The organism is Caulobacter sp. GW821-FHT09B08 (assembly GCF_059418225.1).
The window spans coordinates 316,801-335,694 of record NZ_JBWKPL010000004.1 but is presented as its reverse complement, the minus strand read 5'-3'; the positions used below and the strand labels follow the sequence as shown (position 1 = coordinate 335,694).

Sequence of the window (18,894 nt, the reverse complement as noted above, 5' to 3'; positions counted from 1 at the left end):
GGGGCGAGGGGGCAAGGGTCTAGGGCGGCGCCACGGGATACTTGCCCCCTACGGACCGCTTCGCGGTCGTCTTCCCCCATAGGGGGAAGAGCTCGAAAGCGCGAGGCTCCGCCCCCTATGGGGGCGGACAGGCGGCGAAGCCGCCAGGTGGGGGCAAGTGTTCGCCCCCCGGCATCCTTCAGTGATTATGCCTCGGCAGCTTGCTCGCCAGGTCCTGGTATTTCACCGCGAACTCCAGCACCCCGCCGGTCTCCAGCTGGCCCGTGTGGGCGCGGTAGATCTCCTGCCAGGGGGTTATGGTCTCGGGCACGGCTGGAATGCCCTCGGCCTTGCGCGCGGCGATCACGGTCTCGTCCACCAGGGCGTCGCAGCGGCCGGTGTTGAGGTCGATGCGGATGGTGTCGCCGGTGCGCAGCCACGACAGGCCCCCACCCACCGCGCTCTCGGGCGAGGCGTTGAGGATCGAGGGGCTGTCGGCGGTGCCTGACTGGCGGCCGTCGCCCAGGGTGGGCAGGCTCATGATCCCCTTCTTCAGCAAGTGGTCCGGCGGCTGCATGTTGACCACCTCGGCCGAGCCGGGCCAACCGATGGGGCCCGCGCCCCGGATCACCAGGATGCAGCGCTCGTCGATCTCCAGGGCCGGGTCGTTGATGCGGGCGTGGTAGTCGTCGGAGCCGTCGAACACGATGGCCCGGGCCTCGAACACGCCTTCCTGGCCGGGCGTCGACAGGTAACGTTCGCGGAAGTCGGCGCCGATGACGCTGGACTTCATGATGGCGAAGTCGAACAGGTTGCCCTTCAGCACCAGGAAGCCGGCCTTCTCGGCCAGGGGCTGGGCGTAGGGGAAGATCACCTCGCGGTCCTTGGTCTCGCGACCCTCGAGGTTCTGCGCCATGGTCTTGCCGGTGACCGTCAGCACGTCGCCGTGCAGGCGGCCCTGCTGCAGCAGCTCCCACAGCACGGCGGGGGCGCCGCCGGCCCGGTGGAAGCGCTCGCCCAGGTATTTTCCGGCCGGCTGCATGTTGACGATCAGCGGGATGTCGTAGGCCGCACGCCAGTCGTCGGCGGTGATCTCAAGTCCCGCATGCCGCGCCATGGCGGCGATGTGCGGCTGGGCGTTGGTCGAGCCGCCGGCCGCCGCGACCAGGGCGATGGCGTTCTCGAACGCCTGCCGGGTCAGGATGTCCTTGGGCTTGATGTCGTCATAGGCCAGGTCGACGATCCGCTGGCCGGTGCGATAGGCCATCTGTCCGCGCTCGCGGTAGGGGGCGGGGATGGCCGCGCAGCCGGTCAGCGACAGGCCCAGGGCCTCGGCGACGGCGTTCATGGTCGAGGCCGTGCCCATGGTGTTGCAGTGGCCGGCCGAGGGGGCGCTGTCGGCCGCGCGCTGGATGAACTCGTCCTCGTTGATCTCGCCCGCCGCCAGCTTGCGCCGCGAGCGCCAGATCACCGTGCCCGACCCGACCAACTCGCCCTCGTGCCAGCCGTCCAGCATGGGACCGCCGGAAAGGACGATGGCCGGGATGTTGACCGTGGTGGCGGCCATGATGCCGGCCGGGGTGGTCTTGTCGCAGCCGGTGGTCAGGACCACGGCGTCGATCGGATAGCCGTGCAGGGTCTCGACCAGGCCCAAATAGGACAGGTTCCGGTCCAGGGCCGCCGTCGGGCGACGGCAGTTCTCGAAGATCGGATGGACCGGGAACTCCATCGGGATGCCGCCGGCGTCGCGGATGCCGTCCCGCACCCGGCTGACCAGGTCCAGGTGGATGCGGTTGCACGGCGAGATGTCGCTGCCGGTCTGGGCGATGCCGATGATCGGCTTGCCGCTGCGCAGCTCTTCGGGCGTGATCCCGTAGTTCATGAACCGCTCCAGATAGAGGGCGGTCATGTCGATATGGTCGGGATTGTCGAACCAGTCGCGCGAGCGGAACCGGCGAGGGGTACGATCAGAGGTCAAGCTGCACCTCGTATTGCGGCTGGCCCGCCACGGCCACGGGCAGGGCGAACAGGCCGCCGCACAGGGGATACTGCGCCAGCTGCTCGTCGCTCAGGCCCTTGCGGGCGGTGGTGAAATAGAGGGTCTTCAGGTCGGGCCCGCCGAAGCAGGGCTTGGTGACGTTGATGGCGTCCAGCGTCACGCGGTCCACCAGTTCGCCCGCCGGCGAGATGCGGATCGCGCCGTGGCCGCCCCACAGGGCCGCCCAGACGAAGCCTTCGGCGTCGACCACCGAGCCGTCCGGCCAGGCGTCCTCGATCTCGACCTTGAAGAACTGGCGCTTGTTCGAGAGCTGGCCGTCCGCGCCCAGGTCGTAGGCCCAGATCGTCTTCTCGAGGGTGTCGGTGTGGTAGAAGGTCTTGCCGTCGGGCGAGGCGCAGGGGCCGTTGGTGATGCAGATCTCGCCGTCCTGGCGCACCGGCTGGCCGGCGGCGGTCAGGCGATAGAGCGCGCCGGTCGGGGTGGTCTCGGCGTCGTGCATGGTGCCGAACCACAGCCGGCCTTCCGGATCGACCGTGGCGTCGTTGGGACGGTTGTTGAGGTCGGCGTCCTCGATCAGGCCGATGAAGTCGAAACCGGTTTCGGGATGGAAGTGGTGCAGGCCGCTCTTCAGCCCCGCCACGAAGCCGCCGCCGGCGCGCGGCGCCAGGAACGTCACTTGGTCGGGGGCGTCGAAGCTGGCGGTTTCGCCGCTGGCCGGATGGAAGCGGTGGACCTTGTGGCTCTTGATGTCGACGAACCACACCGCCTGCTCTTCGGCCGACCAGATCGGCCCCTCGCCGAGGGTGGCCTTCAGGTCCCAGACGCAGGTGGGGGTGGGCATGCGCGACGCTCCTCTACAGTTCCAGCGCGGTATACCCCCTCAGTCGCTTCGCGACAGCTCCCCCAGAGGGGGAGCATTGACTGGGACCAGATCCTCCCCCTCTGGGGGAGGTGGCCCGAAGGGCCGGAGGGGGTCTTCCGCCGACCTAACGCCAGCCGGCGTCGATCCAGTATTCGTGCCCCGTGCACAGCGAGGCGTCGTCCGAGGCCAGGAACATCACCAGCGAGGCGATGTGGTCGGGGACCAGGCGGCCCTTCAGGGCCTGGGCCTTGACGATCTCGGCCTCGCCCTCGGGCGTGTACCACTTCTCCTGGCGCTTGGTCTTGACGTTGCCGGGCACCACGCAGGTGACGCGGATGTCGTCGGGGCCCAGCTCGCGAGCCAGGGCCCGGGTCATGCCTTCGATGCCGGCCTTGGCGGTCTCGTAGAGGACCAGGTCCTCCAGCCCCAGGTGCCAGCTGATCGAGCCGAAATTGATCACCGCCCCGCCGCCGCGCGCCTTCATGCCCGGGGCCACGGCCTGGGTGCAGAACAGCATGTGGCGCAGGTTCACGTTCATGCGCTCGTCCCAATAGGCGGGCGTCACGTCGGCCAGGCTGTGGCGGTCGTCGTTGCCGGCGTTGTTGACCAGCACGTCGATGGGACCGATGTCGGCGAAGGTCTTGGCCACCGCGTCCAGGTCCGTCAGGTCGCAACGGATGAAGATCGGGGCGATGCTGGAGCCCGCCAATTGCGCGGCCAGCGCCTTGGAATCTTCCTCGGCCACGTCCAGGAAGATCACCTCGGAGCCCTGGCGCGCGAAGCCCGCCACGAGACCCGCGCCGATGCCCGAGCCGCCGCCGGTGACGACCACGCGCTTGCCCTGCAGGCTGGGATAGATGGCTGACATCATACGCTTCACTTCGGGACGGGTCATTTCGCGGGTCACAGCAAGCCTCGGCCGGCCAGGTTGCGGATCAGGGCCGAGACGCCGAACGTCCACGGGGCGGCGAGATCGCAGGTGGTCACTTCGTTCTCCAGCACGCCCAGCTTGGGGGTCGCCACCCGCACCCGGTCGCCGACCTTGTGGGTGAAGCCCTGGCCGGCCGCGTCGCGGTCCTGGATCGGGGCGAACATGGTGCCCAGGAACAGGGCGAAGCCGTCGGGATACTGGTGCTGCTTGCCGAACGCCTGACCCGCCAGGACGGCAGGGTCGCGGCTGATCAGGCTCATGTTGCTGTGGCCGTCGAGCACGAAGTTGTCGCGGCCGGTGATCTTCAGCGTGACCTCGGCCGAGCGGACGTCGTCCAGCCCGAAGCCGTCGTCGAACAGGCGGAAGAACGGGCCGATGGCGCAGGAGGCGTTGTTGTCCTTGGCCTTGCTGAGCAGCAGGGCCGAGCGGCCCTCGAAGTCGCGCAGGTTGACGTCGTTGCCCAGCGAGGCGCCGCGGATGCGGCCCTGGCCGTCGCACAGCAGCACGACTTCCGGCTCGGGATTGTTCCAGTGGCTGTCGCTCCGCACGCCCACATGATCGCCCCAGCCCATCGAGGACAGGGTCGGGCCCTTGGTGAAGATCTCGGCGTCGGGGCCGATGGCCACTTCCAGATACTGCGACCACAGGCCGTCGGCGATCAGAGTCGCCTTCAGGCGGGCCGCGCCGTCCGAGCCCGGGTTCACGCTCTTCAGATCGCCGCCCATGCTGGCCGACAGCTGCTCGCGGATCTTCAGGGCGGCGGCGGCGTCGCCCCGGGCGCGCTCCTCGATCACCCGCTCCAGGGTCGAGACGGCGAAGGTCACGCCGGCGGCCTTCAGCACCTGCAGGTCGAGCGGGGCCAGCAGCTTGGCGGCCGCGCCCTCGGGATCGGCCCAGACCGGACGCACGTCCAGCGCTTCCAGCGCGCCCAGGTCGACGCCGGCGGGAATCGCCTCGCCGGGGGCGAAGGCGTTCATCAGGTCCGAGGTGGTGGGGGCGATCTTGCTGACGTCTTCGATGCGTCCGGCGCGGATCAGGACGGGCGTCGGACCCTGACCGAAGTCGATGCGGCCCAGCAGGGTCGCCTCGCGCCAATCGTCAGGAAGGAACTCCGAAATGCCCACCACGTCTTCTCCCTCGTCGAGCGTTGGGACCGGGTCGCGGCCACGCTCGTTCGTCTCGCACATCTGTTAGCGCTAACATGTATCATCGCGCAAGTCGGCGATTTAACATTACAATTATGAGAGGTCCGGCGGCGGGCCGGAGACCGTGGCGGGGCCTAGAAGCAGCCCGAATTCCAATAAACCACGCGGCGGCTGGCCAACCGGGCGTCCTGATCGGCCTTCCAGGACACGTCCAGACGTTGGCCGCAGATCCTGCGACCCCAAACGGCGCTGAGGTTGTGTTCGCCGGCGACGGCTGCTGGAGAAGGGCGCAGGCCCTGAGCCAGCAGATAGGTCTCAAGGTTCCGGGCCGGGACGCCGAGCGGAAAACGCCGGTCCAGGCGGTCGGTGACCAAGGTCTCGCCCACCGCATAGTCGTCGGTCAGGCCCGTGAACAACTCCGTCCCCGGCGGCGGCGCGGCCGGGTTCAGGAAGTGGCCCAGCCCGCCGGCCAGGAGCTGCGCCGCGGCCAGGATCGCCAGCGGGACCAGGACGATCGCCGCGGCGACCCGCCAGGGCTTGGTCCGCGATTCTGAAAGGCGGTCAGCTTTCACCCGGCGCCGGACCCGTCGAATCCCGCACGATCACCGTGTGCGGATGCACCAGCTGCTTGGGCTCGCCGCCGCCGCTGCGGGTGCGGCGGATCTCCTCCAGCACCAGGTCGACGGCGGCGCGGGCCATGGCGGCGATGGGCTGGTGGACGGTGGTCAGGGCCGGCCAGATGTTGGCGGCGATGGAGGTGTCGTCGAAGCCGACGATCGAGACGTCGCCCGGCACGTCCAGTCCCATGCGATGGGCCACGCCCGCCGTGGCGGCGGCCATGTCGTCGTTGCCGGCGAAAATGGCGGTGGGCCGCTCGTCCAGGGCCAGGATCCGCTCGGCGGCCTCCAGGCCCGAGCGGTAGGTGAAGTAGCCCTGCTCGACGCGCACGGCCTCCAGCGGCACGCCGGCGGCCTTCAGGGCGGCCAGGAAGCCGTCCAGGCGCTGCTGGCTGACGGTCTGGTTGGGATGGCCCTTGATGACCCCGAAGCGCTTGTGGCCCAGGGCCAGCAGGTGCTGGGCCAGCTCGAAGGCGGCGGCCTCGTTGTCGATGCGGATGGTGGCCATGTCGGCGCTGGGCATGCCGGGGGCCACGGCGACGGCGGCGGCGCCGGCCGCCTTGACCTCGGCCAGGACCTGGGCGCTCTCGCACAGCGGGGCGGGCAGGATCAGGCCGTCGACGCCGGTCTTCAGCAGGCGGGTCAGGGTGGCGCCGGCCAGCTCCGGCTCGGCGCACTTCTCGATCACCACCTGGGCGCCCGTGCGGCTGCTCTCGTCCAGGGCCCCGACCAGGAATTCGGACAAATAGCCGGTCGAGGGGTTGTCATAGAGCAGGCCGATGCGGAACGGGGCGCTGCCGGCCAGGCTGCGGGCGGCGGGGTTGGGGGCGTAGTTGAGGTCGCGGATCGCCGCGTCGACCAGGGCCTTGGTCTCGGACTTCACCGTCGCTTCGCGGTTGATCACCCGCGACACCGTCATCGGCGACACCCCGGCCAGGGCGGCCACGTCGCGGATGGTCGCGCTCTGGGTCGTGCGGCGCCGCTGACGTTCGTTCCGTTCGTTCATAGAAGTTCCGTCCCTTGATTGGGGCGGACACTAGACCCGTTCGGGGGCGTCTTGAAAGTCGAGCTTCCCGCCATGCTCACCTTGGGTCGGCTGACGCGGCCTCGGCCTTGGCCTAGTCTGGGGCCATGACCCCTTTCGGAGCCATCATCCTGACCGGCGGCGCCTCCTCGCGGATGGGCGCCGACAAGGCCCTGCTCGACTGGGACGGCCGCCGGGCCGTCGATCGCGTCGCCGACCTGGCCCGGGCGGTCGGGGCTGTCCGCGTGCTGACGGTGGGGCGCGACCACGGTCTGGACCATGTGGCCGACGACACGCCCGGCGCGGGCCCAGTGGGTGGGGTGCTGGCCGGGGCGCGGGCCTTGGCGGCGACGGGGCTGATCCGGATGCTGGTGCTGGCGGTCGACGCGCCCACCGCGACGGCGGAGGATCTGGCGCCGCTGCTGGCGGGGGCAGGCGCGTTCTACGAGGGCCTGCCGGTTCCGATGGTCGTGGCCCTGGACGCCTTGCCCGCCGAAGCCGAAGCCGGCTGGCCGCTGCGACGGCTGGTGGAGGCGGCGGGGCTGGCGGCGCTGCCGTGCGAAGAGGCCGTGCGGGTCAGGCTGCAGGGCGCCAATACGCCGGAAGAGCGGGCGGCTTTGTCAGGTCGCTGACGGGGACATGCCCTTGCGGCGTGTCCCCAAATCTCGCACTGCGTCTGGTGGGGACACGCACAAGTGCATGTCCCCGGCCTCAATAGACGTCCCGCCGGTACAGCCCCTCGTCCGCCAGGCGCTCCATCGTCTCCGCCCCCAGCACCTGAACCAGCACCGCGTGCACCTCGCCGGACATGCCTTCCAGCGAGCCGCAGACATAGATCGCCGCGCCGTCGGCGACCCAGGCGCGCAGGGGTTCGGCGGCGTCCAGCAGACGGTGCTGGACATAGACCTTGCGGTCCTGGTCGCGGGAGAAGGCCAGGTCCAGGCGCTGCAGCACGCCGGCGGCGGTCCAGGCCTCGATCTCCTCGCGGTGGAAATAGTCGTGGGCCGCCGTGCGCTCGCCGAACACCAGCCAGTTGCGCTTGCGACCCACCGTGGCGCGGGCCTTCAGATGGGCGCGCAGGCCGGCCAGGCCCGTGCCGTTGCCGATCAGGATCAGCGGCCGGTCGTCCTGAGGGCCGTGGAAGGCGCGGTTGGTCCGCACCCGGGCGGCGATCTCCTGGCCGTCGGCGGCGAAGGCGGTCAGCCAGCCCGAGCCCAGGCCCGGCTTGCCGTCGGCGCGCTTCATGGCCCGGACCAGCAGCTCGACGCCGCCGTCGGCGGGCAGGCTGGCGATGGAATACTCGCGGTGGGGCAGGGCGGGCAGGGCGTCGACCAGCCCCTGAGGCGTCGTCGCGGGCGCGGTGTCGTCGTGCGGCAGGCGACGCCAGGACAGCACCTCGCCCAGAGTGGAGGCCTCGTCGGCGGTCACACGGGCGGCGGCGTCCAGGCCCAGACGGGCCAGCAGGGCGGCGACCTCGGCCGGGTCGTTGCGCGGGCCCACCTCCAGGATGTCGCCGGCCTGCCAGTCGGCGGCGTCCAGGGGTTCCAGGCGGATATGGAAGGCCGCATCGCCCGGGCTGCCCGGGTTCAGACGGCGGCGTTGGACAAGCCGCCAGCGGCCGTAGCGGGGGCGGGTCCAGTCCGGGGCGTCGGTGACGCCGGCCAGCACCCCGACCTGGCCCTGCCAGTGGCGCAGGGCGGCCGGATCGCCATCGTCGACCTCGACCCGGTCGAACAGGGACGTCGCGCCGTGGCGGGCCAGCCAGGCGTCCAGCGTCCGGCCGAAGGCGCAGTAGTGGGCGTAGGTGCTGTCGCCCAGGGCCAGCACGCCGTAGCTCAGGCCCTGCAAGGCGGGCTCGCTCGCCATCACGTCGCGGATGAAGCGGCGGGCGGTGTCGGGGGCGTCGCCCTCGCCGGTGGTGCTGACCACGAACAGGGCCTTGCCGGCGGTGGTCAGGTCCTCGACGCTCACCTCGGCCAGGCTTTTCAGCGTCACCCGCGCGCCGGCCTCGCCCAGCAGTTTGGCGGTGGCCATGGCCAGTTCCTCGGCGAAGCCGGTCTGGCTGGCGTGGGCCACCAGGATCGCCTCGCCGGTCCCGCCGGACAGGGCCGAGGCGGCGCGGCGGACCGCCCGGCCGCGCAGCGCGTGGCGCACGGCGATGAACAGGCAGAACAGGACATAGAGGCCCACCACCAGACCGGCGGCCCACAGGCGACGGGCCTCGGGAGGCAGGGCTTCGAAGAAGGCGGGCAGGGTCATGCGTCGAGCATCGCCGAAAGCGCCGGCGACAGCCGCTCCTCCAGCCCGGCGGGCCCGTGCGACAGGATCATCGCCGCCAGGCCGTGGGCCGTGGCGAAGGCCAGGGCCGCGTCGGGACCCATCACCGTCAGGGCCGTGGCGTAGGCGTCGGCGCGCATGCAGTCGGCATGCAGCACCGTGACGCTGACCGTGGGATTGGCGACCGGGGCGGCGGTGGCCGGGTCCAGGGTGTGGGCGTAGCGGCGGCCGTCGTGCTCGAAGAACCGGCGGTAGTCGCCCGAGGTGGCCACCGACAGGCCGTGCAGGGCGACGACGGTGCGCAGGCCGTCATTGGCGGTGGGCGGGCGCTCCAGCTCCACCCACCAGGGCGAGCCGTCGGGCTTGGCCCCGGTCCCGCGCAGCTCGCCGCCCACCTCGACGAGGTAGGAGCGCGCGCCGGCCCGCTCGAGGGCGGCGGCGGCCTGGTCGACCGCGAAGCCCTTGGCGATGCCGTTCAGGTCCAGGCGCAGGCCGCCGGGCTGGAACAGCTTGTCGCCGTCCAGGACCAGGCGTCGGCGGCCGGCCGCCTCGCGGGCGCCGGCGATATCGGCGGCCTGTGGCGGGGCGCCGGAGAAGGGGCGAGGGCCGAAGCCCCACAGGTCGACCAGGGCCCCCAGGGTCGGGTCGAAGGCGCCGTCCGTCTGCTCGGCGATCTCCAGGGCGCGGCCCAGCACCTGGACGAAGGCCGGGGGCAGGGCCGTCCAGCTGCCGGCGGCGGCGCGGTTGTAGCGCGACAGGTCCGACAGCGGCTCCCAAGGGCTCATTTCGCGGACCACGGCGTCCAGCTCGGCCTGGACCATGGCCGTCAGGCGCTCGGGGCTGGCCGTCGGTGGGGCCACCAGCTTGACCGACCAGGTCGTGCCCATGGTCGCGCCGTCGAGCGCCAGCACCGCGCCGCCGATCGGGCGGGCGGGCGGCTCGGTGAGCAGGGGGACGAGGACGCGGGGCACGGTTGAGGTCTAGGGCAGCTGGGCTTCGATGACGGCGGTGTAGCTGGCGCTGTAGCCGTCGCCGGCCAGCGGACGGGCGGATTGCTCGCCGCCTGGGCCACCGGGGCCACCGGGCGCGCCCGGGCCGCCGCCGGGGGGACCGCCCATGCCGCCACGGCCGGTCTCGCCGGTGCGGTAGCTGGCGCTGATCCACCACAGGCCGGCCTGGGGCAGGGTGAGCTTGAACGCGCCGTCCGCGCCGGTGGTGACCTTCAGCCCGGCCGAGGGCTTGCCCGACCAGTGGTCGTAGCCGCGCATGGCCGTCACCTCGACGCCGGCCGCCGGCTTGCCGTCCAGCAACAGCTTGAAGGTCGCCGGCTCGGTGGCGACCACGTCCGACGGATGCGTCGTCGCCGCCAGCTCCAGGCCCTGGCCGGTCGGCTTCAGGGCCGTGTCGTTGGGCTGGTCGCGGGTGACGAAGGTCTCGCTGCGGGCGAGCGTCTTGATCGTCTTCAGGTCGGCGGCGCCGGCCGGAACCTGCTTGGCGAAGTCCTCGCCGCTGCCCCGGAAGCGCTTGACCTCGCCGTTCTCGGTCCAGCTGGCCATGACCGTGGTCGAGACCGAGGCGATCTTGTAGGTGCCCGGCTTGGTCAGCTGGACGTCGAAGGTCGAGCGGAACTTGCCCATGGAGGGGTTCTGCGGCTGCACGGGCTGGCCCTCGGAATCCAGCACGGCGATGGACTCGATGCGCAGCGGGCGCAGGTCGGGGAAGTAGAGGTCGTCCGAACTGGCGGCGTCGACCGTCACCCAGGCGTTGGAGCCCGACAGGGTGGTGGTGGACGGCAGCACCCAGTTGCGGGCGGCCTGGGCGCCGGCGGCCGGGACCAGCACGGCGGCGCCGGCGATGGCGGCCAGGAGGCGCGTCTTGAGACCCTTCATCGCTCTGTCCCTCACTTCACGGCGACGGTGACGACGCCCAGCTCGGCCTCGCCCTTGGCCGAGGCGGCCTTGCCGGGTTTGCCCCAAGTAAAGGGCACGCGGACGGTCTCGTGGCCGCCGGCCTCGCGGGCCGCCTCGACCACCAGGGTGTACTGGCCGGGCTTGAGATCCTTCAGCGGACCCTTGGCGCCGCTGAAGGTCACCTTTTGCGGACCCGGGGCGTGGGTGGCGCCGGTGATCCCGTCGGCCGGGAAGGTCATGGCGCGGCCGGCCTTGCGCCACCACAGGCGCATGTCCTTCAGCCACTTCTCGTGGTTGGGCTTGTACCAGACCGACAGGGTGCCGGCGGCGGTGGCGTCGGCCGGGTTCTCGATCCAGATCGCGATGTAGGGCGCGTGGTATTCGGCGACCGACAGCTTGGGCACGTCGACCGTGACGTTCAGGTCGGCGGCCAGGGCCGGCGAGGCCGCGCCGGCGCCGAGGGCCGAGAAGGTCAGCAGGGAGAGGGAACGCTTCTTCATGACGGGACGCCTCACAGGTGGACGAAGAGGATGACGAGCAACAGCGGGATCACCAGCCCCCCGGCCACCAAGGGCCAGGTCAGGGGGCGGGCCCGCGCGTGGAACTGCAGCAGGATCAGGCCGGTGACCGTGAAGATCACGCAGGCGCCGGCGAAGATGTCGATGAACCAGCCCCAGGCCTTGCCGGCGTTGCGGCCCTTGTGCAGGTCGTTGAGCAGGCTGATCGCGCCGCGCGTGGTCTTCTCGTGCTCGACCGCGCCGGTCTCGCGGTCGACGCTGATCCAGGCGTCGCCGCCCGGACGGGCCAGGGCGATATAGACCTCTTCGGCCGACCACTCGCCCTCGCGGCGCGCGATGTCGGCGTCCACGGCCTTGTCCAGCCAGGTCTCGACCTTGATCGGCAGCGGGCGCTTGCCCTCTTCAGGACCCTTGGCCAGCTCGGCCAGCAGGTCGGCGGGCAGGGTGGCCTTGCGGTCGACCACCTTGGGCGTGGCCTCGATCTGGCCGGCGTGGTTCAGGGTGATGCCGGTGATCGCGAACAGCAGCATGCCGATCAGGCTGATGGCGGCGCTGATCCAGTGCCACTGGTGCAACTGCTTGAGCCAGAACGAGCGGCTTTGCTGGGCGGGTGCGGTCTTCACGAAATCCAGGCCAAGGGTGCGGGCGTAAGGGCTAAGCTGCATGCCCATACTTGAGAACGACTTGCAGAAGCAAGCCTTCTGGCGCGGCTTCGGCCACGCGCGGGGGTTATGTCCGGAATAAAGGAATTTCCGGTTGCGAACTGCGACGTTAGCGCGCGGCGACTCACATCGCGGGGGCCGCTAAAACCGCATTTACCAGTTGTTAAGCACGTCGGGGGCGAGCGTTGCAGAAGATCCTAGTCGCGGAGGACGATATCCTCCTGGCCACCATCCACGAGATCACCCTCAGCGAGGCCGGATTCGACGTGCTGGTCTGCCGCGACGGCGAACAGGCCCTGGCGGCGATGGACGCCTTCGACCCGGACATGCTGATCACCGACTTTTCCATGCCGCGCATGAACGGCGGCGAGCTGATCAAGGCCACCCGTCGCCGCCGGGGCGCGCGCACGGCCGTGCTGCTGGCCTCGGCCCGCGACGAGCACCTGCTGAGCGCCGAGGAACGCGGCGACGCGCGGCTGGAAAAGCCGATCACCCCGGGGCGTCTGCTGCGGGCGGTGCGAGCCCTGGAAGAGCGCTGGTCGCAGGCGGCCTGAAGTTCGACACTCACGGACCATGGTGCAAGCGGGCCGGTCCAGGTTAGAACGACCCTAGGTTTTGTATCCGGGGGATGCATGAGGTCGTGGTTGGGTGCGGCGGCGATGGCCGCCGGGGTCGCTCTGTCCGGTTCGGCGTGCGCGGCCGACTACTACTTCGCGGCGGTAGGCAAGACGGGTTGGTTCTTTGTCGATCTGGAGAAGGTCGAGACGATCCAGAACGGCGTCCGGTCCACCTGGACCCTCATGATCCACGACACGACCGAGGAGCGCGGCAGCGCTTACGTGCGCACCGAAGGCTGGTTCGACTGCGACGGGAAGCGCTACCTGCCGCGGAACTTCTACGACTACCGCCTCGACGGAAAGGTGAGGGACTACGGGCGCTACGGCGTCCGTTGGAACAAGGTCGAGCCCGGTACGGTGCTGGAGAGCCAACTGGCGTTGGTCTGCGCCACGACCCCTGATCCCGAGGGTCGGTTGGGCGATGTCGCGCCGCTCGACCTGACGAAACGGCTTCGGGCGAAGGCGGCCTCGGAAAAGCAGTAGCCGCCCAGGGGCGCGACTTGCCGCCGCGTAACGGGAGTCGGTCAAAAACAGCCGGCGCCCGCCCGTTGAGCGCGTCCCAAAAACTCCGCCGACCGACCGTTCTCCGCGACGGACGACCTCGACAAGCACCGCTTTAGAGGAGAAGTATGCCGCCTTTCGTCGCGGGAGCATGCCCGCGCGCCGCATTGGGGTCGTTTCTTGAAAACGCTGTTCTTTACCGCCTCCGCCCTCGTCCTCTCGCTCAGCGCCGGCGCCGCCTCGGCCCAGGAGCGCCTGCCCGTCCAGGCCCCGCCGACCCCGCCAATCGTCGCCGCCCAGGACGTGCCCTATCCGGGCGTGCTGAAGCTGTCGATCGACACCACGGACCTGGACCGCAAGATCTTCCAGATCCGCGAGACGATCCCGGTGGCCAAGGCCGGCCCGATGACGATCCTGTACCCGCAGTGGGTGCCGGGCGGCCACTCGCCGCGCAACGACCTGGACAAGCTGGCCGGGCTGGTGATCACCGCCGGCGGCAAGACCATCCCCTGGACCCGCGACCCGGTCGCCGTCCACGCCTTCCACTTCGACGTGCCGGCCGGCGCGACCGAGGTGCAGCTCTCCTACCAGTTCCTGACCCCGGTGAAGGGCGACGTCGGCCGCATCCTGGTCACCGACGACATGATGAACGTGCAGTTCCTGCAGCTGGGCTTCTACCCGGCCGGCTACTACACCCGCCAGGTCAAGGTCGACGCCAGCGTGAAGCTGCCGGAAGGCTGGGGCTTCGGCACCGCCCTGGAGAAGGCCTCGACCGACGGCCAGACCACGACCTTCAAGACCACCACCTTCGAGACCCTGGTCGACTCGCCGATGTTCGCCGGCCGCTACTTCAAGCAGGTGGACCTGGATCCGGGCGCGGCCGTGCCGGTGCGCCTGAACATCGTGGCCGACAAGGCCGACCTCTTGGAAATCAAGCCCGACGCCCTGGCCGCCCACCGCGCCCTGGTGCAGCAGGCCTACAAGCTCTACGGCTCGCACCACTACGACCATTACGACTTCCTGCTGGCCCTGACCGACAAGATGGGCGGCATCGGCCTGGAGCATCACCGCTCCAGCGAGAACGGCGTCACGCCCAAGTACTTCACCGACTGGGAAAAGACCTATGTCGGCCGCGACCTGCTGGCCCACGAATACACCCACTCGTGGAACGGCAAGTTCCGTCGCGGGGCGGATCTCTACACGCCCACGCTGAACGAGCCGATGCGCGACAGCCTGATGTGGGTCTACGAGGGCCAGACCCAGTACTGGGGCAATGTTCTGGCCTCGCGTTCGGGCCTGCAGACCAAGCAGCAGGGCCTGGAGAGCCTGGCCATGACCGCCGCGCTCTACGACACCCGCGCCGGCCGCAACTGGCGCAATGTGCTCGACACCACCAACGACCCGATCATCGCCAACCGCAAGCCGGCCTCGTGGACCAGCTGGCAGCGCAGCGAGGACTACTATTCGGAAGGCCAGCTGGTCTGGCTCGACGCCGACACCCTGATCCGCGAGAAGACCGGCGGCAAGAAGTCGCTGGACGACTTCGCCAAGGCCTTCTTCGGCCAGGACAACGGCTCGTACGTGGTGCTGACCTACGACTTCGACGAAGTGGTCAAGACGCTGAACGGCGTCTATCCCTACGACTGGGCTGCGTTCCTGAAGACCCGCATCGAGGGCCTGTCCGAGCGCGCGCCGCTGGATGGCCTGACCCGTGGCGGCTACAAGCTGGTCTATACCGACACCCCGACCGAGTTCTTCAAGTCGGCCGAGTCGCGCGGCAAGATCGTCAATCTCAGTTACTCGCTGGGCTTCTCGGTCGGCGCGGCCGGCGTGCTGATGGGCGTCAACTGGGACACCCCGGCCTTCAAGGCGGGCCTGACGGCCGGCGAGACCATCGTGGCGGTCAACGGCACGGCCTATAGCGACGATGGCCTGAAGGACGCGGTCAAGGCCACGGCCAAGACCGACGCTCCGCCGGTGGAGCTGCTGATCAAGGACGGCGAGCGCTACCGCACCGTCAAGATCGACTACCACGGCGGCCTGAAGTACCCGCGCCTGGAGCGGATCGAAGGCACGCCCGCGCGCCTGGACGACATCTACAGCCCAAAGAAGTAGGCGCTGTCGTAGAGCGACGATGAAGGGGCCGCCGGTGGGGACATCGGCGGCCTTTTTCGTGCGCGAGGTCCGTGCCGCGCTGCTCGCCAGGCGCAAGTCTTATGGTTGTGCTTGTTTTCGGATCAACGCTAAGATGCGCTTGTAGAAGGGGGGACGCGGCGCGCCGCCGTCCATGGATCACCAGGGCCGGCCCAGGGCTGGTCCCTCGGCGAGGCTCGGCCCGCCGGCAACAGGGGGAAGACGAGGATGGCTGATACGACGAAGACGCAGATCATCGAAGTCCAGGGCGCCGACGCACAGGGCGCGACGGCGTCCGACACTATCAAGGTGCGCCTGTCCGGGGAGTTCAAAATCGGCGACAAGGCGTTGGATATCACGACGCTGCTTCCTCCACCGGCCGGGCAGGCGGTGGTCTTTTCATACGACATGCCCGGCACGACGCCGACGAGCATCCTGCATGTGTCCGACTTCATCGACTGGCTGACAAAAGAGCTCACGCTCGGGCAGCTCGACCTGCCGTCTAGCCTGACATCGATTTCGATCGGTGTGTCGCATCTTCTCATCGACACGAACGGCCGGGTCGAAATCGGCGCCCTTTTCGGGACGGACAAGGACAAGCAGTGGTCGTCGATTTGGCAGCCGTTCCCGAACAGTCTGCCGTCGTTCCAGTTCGACAACGTGAAGATCGAAGCGAGGTACGCGAACCTGGCCGTTCTGGTGACCACCGCGGACACAACGGCGGGGGGCGATCTGATCTTCGGATCCACAACCGTTACCTTGAGTCCAGGCACGCTCGTTCAGGGACAGCCGGGCATCCAGCCTGGCACAAAGGTGGTGAGCGCGGTGCCGACGCCAGCCAAGGGGAATGCGCCGGCCTTTGTGACCGTCACGCTGACCCCTGTGACGACCGCGCCTATCGCAGCGGGCTCCATGATCTCCTTCACGCAGGGTGCGAGCTGAGCAGGAGGTGTCTTCGGCGACAACGGCCGTCCGACTGAGCGCCACCTTCCAGTTGGGCGAGGCGAGTCTCTTACTGAACGGCGCGGTGGTGGGCACGAGTCCCTTTCTGTCGGGATCGCTGGCGCAGGGATCGGAGGTCCGCCTCCAGGACCTCGTTTCGCCCCTGGTGAAAGGCGGTTGGGTTCGCCCGGGCGACTTTCCGCCGATCGTCTTCGACACGCTGACCATGCACTTCGCGCCCGGATCGGCCGTGCCAATCACGGTCACGGCGGGATCGAGCACCGAGTGCAAGAACCCGTTCGGCGTCCTGCGCGGCGTCACGATCCGCGGCTGGGGCCTGACGTTGACGGCGTCGTCCGAGGGCGACCCCAAGATCGGCTTCAAGACCCGCCTGGACCTCGGCGCCCTGACCGGTCTGACCGGCCAGGTCATGTTCGATGGTCTGAGCCTCGATGTCATCAGCATGGAGATCTCGGACAAGAAGACCTTCAGCATTGCCGATCTGCTGCGGTGGCTGCAACTTGACCCCGGGGCGGGTGAGTTGCTGCCGATCTCGTTTGGTCCGGCCCTTCCGGACGTCCTGCGGCTTTACCACGCGGAAAAGAACGGTCCGACTTACAACGCCGGGACGCATCTGACGGGCGCGCGCATAACGGTGCTCGATTTCGCCGCCGATGTTTCGGTCTCTCTCGTGAGCGGCGACATCAAAGTCACCGGGTCCTTTCCGAACGCGCTCGATTTCGAGCTCTTCCAGATAACCGGCGCGGACGGCACGGGCGGACCTTCGCTCGAAGGTTCGGACAAGGGCTTCAAGCTGTCTGGCGGCGTCCTCATCGGGAAGGTGCTCGGCCTGGCCCTCGACGTGGTCCCGGTCGGGACGGGCTCCAAGACGGCCTACCAGTACACCGGTACGCTGACCTATCCGGACGGCGGCCTACCAGCCATGGCGTTCACCTATGGTCCGCATCCGCAGGGCTTCAGGGTGGCCGCTTGGCCGCTGGATATCTCCCGGTTCATCGACCTGGGCAAGGCTCTGCTGGCTGGGCTGGAAGCGTGGAAGGAGGACGAGTGCGGCCCCTTGAACGACCTCTTCTTCCAGAATGTGTTCACCACCCAGTTCAACGTGCAGACCAGTCTCGACGGCCTGACGATGTCCTTCAGCGGCAACTATAAGATCCTTATTCAACCGGCTCCCAACGGGAAGCCTCTAACGCTGACGGTCACGGCGCCGTCTCTGTCGGTTCCGCTTACCATTCCGCGCGGACTTTCAGACCTGCCTGCATCTGTCGGCAAAGCCATGGAGAAGCTAGGGGAAGCGCTGGTCCAGGCCTTGCTGGAAGATACGACGCAGATGAGCGCGTTCCTGGGGGCTGTGCTAGCCGGGAAGGTGACAACCGAACTTGCCGAGCAGCTGGGCTGCCGGGGTTACAAGGTCGAACCATCGCCTGATCCCAAGCCCGGTCCGCCCGAGCCCGAGCCCGGTCCATCCGGTCCGCCTGGGCCGCCAGGCGGAAAGGGGAGTGGCGGAGGCGCCCCACCCATACCGCCGATCTGGATACCTGGCGGCTCGCCCGGACCGGGATCGCCCACGGGGCCGTCACCGCCGACCCTCGCAGGCGTCGCCTACGCGCCCGGCGAAGGCGGCTTCGGAATGGACACGCTCGTCGTCGCCTGGACGGAGGGGGCGGCTGTCGACGGCGTGGTTGTCGGCATCCTTCCCGCTGGATCCCAGGAGCCGATCTGCACGACGTGGAATTCGACGTCCCCCCAAACGCTGATCCTGCCCGAGGTCCTGGAGCCGGGAGACTATCTCGTTCTCGGCTATGCCTATGCCGACGGCGACAACGGCGCGTTCTCCAACAGCCTGGGCGTCACCCGGCTCGCCGCGCCGCAAGACCTGCGGCTGGAGATGGCGAACGGCGGCCTGAAGGCCTCGTGGTCGAGCGTCGATCACGCGGAGAACTATCTTGTGAAGCTGATCGGTTCGGATTCAGGCGTGAACTGGGAAGGCGTGGTGGACGGCGAAGGCGTGAGCCTCCCGATCTCGGCGGCGCACGATGTCTGGTGCAGGGTGGCCGTGAGGGCCGGGTCTTCGCAGCCCACCGTCATCTGGAGCGAGTCTGTCCTCAGTCCAGGGGTATGGTTGGAGCCCGTCCACGCCGCGACTTGGATTTCCGTGACCTGCGTGACGTCCGACGACAGCGAGGCGGGCGCCGTACTGGCCGACTGGACCGCGGCGACCGGCGCGACGACCTATGTGCTGGCCATTGCCGCCAGTGGGGCGAGCGCGCCGCTTGCCCAGGTCGTCGTGAAAGGCCAGTCGGCACGGCTGGGCCTGCCCGCCGACCTCGCGTCCGGGGCCTATGTCCTGACGGTCACCCCCCGCGACGGCCGCGCCGCCGGGGTGGCTTCGGCGCCGACGCCCCTGATCCGTCTGCCGCCGACGGAGGTCGTGGACGCGATGTTCCTCTACGGCGCGGTCTGGGGCATGTGGGAGCCCACGCCCGGCGCGGACGCCTATCGGGTGAGCCTGATCGGCGAGGACGAGACCGTGTCGCGGATCGTCTCTGGCGTTGGCGTCAAGTTCGAGCCGCAGGCGCGAGGCCCCGGCGTCTATGTCGTGCGGGTTCAGGCGCTCACCAGCGACGGGACGGCGATCGGCAGTCCGCCGGCCTTTTCGGACCCCGTCACGGCCCTTCCGCCGCGCCGACCGCCGCCGTGATCCTACGGCCCCTCCGCGCCCCACAATCGCGACGCGCCCAGCGCCAGGGCGCCGA

Annotated in this window: 17 protein-coding genes; 6 read left to right on the top strand and 11 right to left on the bottom strand. The window is 69.4% G+C overall.

Annotated features, from left to right (window positions below):
• Window positions 1-178 precede the first annotated feature (178 nt).
• From xylD to xylR, 6 genes are all read right to left on the bottom strand, one after another.
• Window positions 179-1,957, bottom strand: a complete 1,779-nt coding sequence (gene xylD, locus AC07OA_RS14950; RefSeq protein WP_494664600.1) for a xylonate dehydratase XylD — start codon at window positions 1,955-1,957, stop codon at window positions 179-181.
• Entirely contained in the window at window positions 1,947-2,819 is an 873-nt protein-coding gene (locus tag AC07OA_RS14945) for an SMP-30/gluconolactonase/LRE family protein (RefSeq protein WP_494664599.1), read from the bottom strand. Before AC07OA_RS14945 ends, xylD begins: the two co-directional genes overlap by 11 nt.
• A gap of 145 nt (window positions 2,820-2,964) precedes the next feature.
• Window positions 2,965-3,711, bottom strand: coding sequence for a D-xylose 1-dehydrogenase (xylB, locus tag AC07OA_RS14940; protein WP_494664598.1), 747 nt, complete (start codon window positions 3,709-3,711; stop codon window positions 2,965-2,967).
• Window positions 3,712-3,743: 32 nt separating this feature from the next.
• Window positions 3,744-4,895 carry a fumarylacetoacetate hydrolase family protein gene (locus tag AC07OA_RS14935; protein ID WP_494664665.1) on the bottom strand — a complete coding sequence of 384 codons (1,152 nt, stop codon included), beginning with the start codon at window positions 4,893-4,895 and terminating at the stop codon, window positions 3,744-3,746.
• Window positions 4,896-5,050: 155 nt separating this feature from the next.
• Window positions 5,051-5,488 (bottom strand): hypothetical protein, encoded by a 438-nt coding sequence (locus AC07OA_RS14930; protein ID WP_494664597.1) that lies wholly within the window; start codon window positions 5,486-5,488, stop codon window positions 5,051-5,053.
• The gene (gene xylR / locus AC07OA_RS14925) at window positions 5,478-6,539 is read right to left on the bottom strand and encodes a transcriptional regulatory XylR (protein WP_494664596.1); all 1,062 of its coding nucleotides are present in this window, start codon (window positions 6,537-6,539) and stop codon (window positions 5,478-5,480) included. The genes AC07OA_RS14930 and xylR overlap by 11 nt, the downstream gene beginning before the upstream one ends.
• A 125-nt stretch (window positions 6,540-6,664) precedes the next feature.
• On the opposite strand from xylR, the gene mobA reads away from it, so the two are divergent.
• On the top strand, window positions 6,665-7,189 hold the full coding sequence (mobA, locus tag AC07OA_RS14920; protein ID WP_494664595.1) for a molybdenum cofactor guanylyltransferase: 525 nt from the start codon (window positions 6,665-6,667) through the stop codon (window positions 7,187-7,189).
• Window positions 7,190-7,268: 79 nt separating this feature from the next.
• Here the strand turns inward: mobA and AC07OA_RS14915 are convergent, their stop codons facing one another.
• Genes AC07OA_RS14915 through AC07OA_RS14895 form a run of 5 tightly spaced genes read right to left on the bottom strand, consistent with a single transcriptional unit; the run spans window position 7,269 to window position 11,885 of the window.
• On the bottom strand, window positions 7,269-8,816 hold the full coding sequence (locus tag AC07OA_RS14915) for a sulfite reductase subunit alpha (RefSeq protein ID WP_494664594.1): 1,548 nt from the start codon (window positions 8,814-8,816) through the stop codon (window positions 7,269-7,271).
• The gene (locus AC07OA_RS14910; RefSeq protein ID WP_494664593.1) at window positions 8,813-9,805 is read right to left on the bottom strand and encodes an FAD:protein FMN transferase; all 993 of its coding nucleotides are present in this window, start codon (window positions 9,803-9,805) and stop codon (window positions 8,813-8,815) included. The genes AC07OA_RS14915 and AC07OA_RS14910 overlap by 4 nt, the downstream gene beginning before the upstream one ends.
• Before the next feature lie 9 nt (window positions 9,806-9,814).
• A complete protein-coding gene (locus AC07OA_RS14905; RefSeq protein WP_494664592.1) occupies window positions 9,815-10,723 on the bottom strand; it encodes a DUF4198 domain-containing protein in 909 nt (302 codons plus the stop codon).
• A gap of 11 nt (window positions 10,724-10,734) precedes the next feature.
• On the bottom strand, window positions 10,735-11,244 hold the full coding sequence (locus AC07OA_RS14900; RefSeq protein WP_494664591.1) for a DUF2271 domain-containing protein: 510 nt from the start codon (window positions 11,242-11,244) through the stop codon (window positions 10,735-10,737).
• 11 nt (window positions 11,245-11,255) lie between these two features.
• Window positions 11,256-11,885, bottom strand: coding sequence for a PepSY-associated TM helix domain-containing protein (locus AC07OA_RS14895; protein WP_494664664.1), 630 nt, complete (start codon window positions 11,883-11,885; stop codon window positions 11,256-11,258).
• A 224-nt stretch (window positions 11,886-12,109) separates the two neighbouring features.
• On the opposite strand from AC07OA_RS14895, the gene AC07OA_RS14890 reads away from it, so the two are divergent.
• The 5 genes from AC07OA_RS14890 to AC07OA_RS14870 all read left to right on the top strand — a co-directional run bounded on the left by AC07OA_RS14890 (window position 12,110) and on the right by AC07OA_RS14870 (window position 18,839).
• Complete coding sequence (locus AC07OA_RS14890) at window positions 12,110-12,478, top strand: response regulator (protein WP_494664590.1); 369 nt, start codon at window positions 12,110-12,112, stop codon at window positions 12,476-12,478.
• 105 nt (window positions 12,479-12,583) lie between these two features.
• Window positions 12,584-13,024 (top strand): surface-adhesin E family protein, encoded by a 441-nt coding sequence (locus AC07OA_RS14885; protein WP_494664589.1) that lies wholly within the window; start codon window positions 12,584-12,586, stop codon window positions 13,022-13,024.
• A gap of 198 nt (window positions 13,025-13,222) precedes the next feature.
• Window positions 13,223-15,157, top strand: a complete 1,935-nt coding sequence (locus AC07OA_RS14880; RefSeq protein ID WP_494664588.1) for a M61 family metallopeptidase — start codon at window positions 13,223-13,225, stop codon at window positions 15,155-15,157.
• 246 nt (window positions 15,158-15,403) lie between these two features.
• Window positions 15,404-16,117, top strand: coding sequence for a hypothetical protein (locus tag AC07OA_RS14875; RefSeq protein ID WP_494664587.1), 714 nt, complete (start codon window positions 15,404-15,406; stop codon window positions 16,115-16,117).
• Window positions 16,118-16,124: 7 nt separating this feature from the next.
• Window positions 16,125-18,839, top strand: coding sequence for a hypothetical protein (locus tag AC07OA_RS14870; RefSeq protein WP_494664586.1), 2,715 nt, complete (start codon window positions 16,125-16,127; stop codon window positions 18,837-18,839).
• Window positions 18,840-18,894: the final 55 nt, after the last annotated feature.

Excerpts from the sequence above, each read along its gene's own strand:
- mobA (WP_494664595.1), top strand. The coding sequence starts at position 6,665 with ATGACCCCTTTCGGAGCCATCATCCTGACCGGCGGCGCCTCCTCGCGG.
- AC07OA_RS14905 (WP_494664592.1), bottom strand. The coding sequence starts at position 10,723 with ATGAAGGGTCTCAAGACGCGCCTCCTGGCCGCCATCGCCGGCGCCGCC.
- AC07OA_RS14900 (WP_494664591.1), bottom strand. The coding sequence starts at position 11,244 with ATGAAGAAGCGTTCCCTCTCCCTGCTGACCTTCTCGGCCCTCGGCGCC.
- AC07OA_RS14945 (WP_494664599.1), bottom strand. The coding sequence starts at position 2,819 with ATGCCCACCCCCACCTGCGTCTGGGACCTGAAGGCCACCCTCGGCGAG.
- AC07OA_RS14885 (WP_494664589.1), top strand. The coding sequence starts at position 12,584 with ATGGCCGCCGGGGTCGCTCTGTCCGGTTCGGCGTGCGCGGCCGACTAC.
- AC07OA_RS14875 (WP_494664587.1), top strand. The coding sequence starts at position 15,404 with ATGGCTGATACGACGAAGACGCAGATCATCGAAGTCCAGGGCGCCGAC.
- AC07OA_RS14915 (WP_494664594.1), bottom strand. The coding sequence starts at position 8,816 with ATGACCCTGCCCGCCTTCTTCGAAGCCCTGCCTCCCGAGGCCCGTCGC.
- xylB (WP_494664598.1), bottom strand. The coding sequence starts at position 3,711 with ATGATGTCAGCCATCTATCCCAGCCTGCAGGGCAAGCGCGTGGTCGTC.
- xylR (WP_494664596.1), bottom strand. The coding sequence starts at position 6,539 with ATGAACGAACGGAACGAACGTCAGCGGCGCCGCACGACCCAGAGCGCG.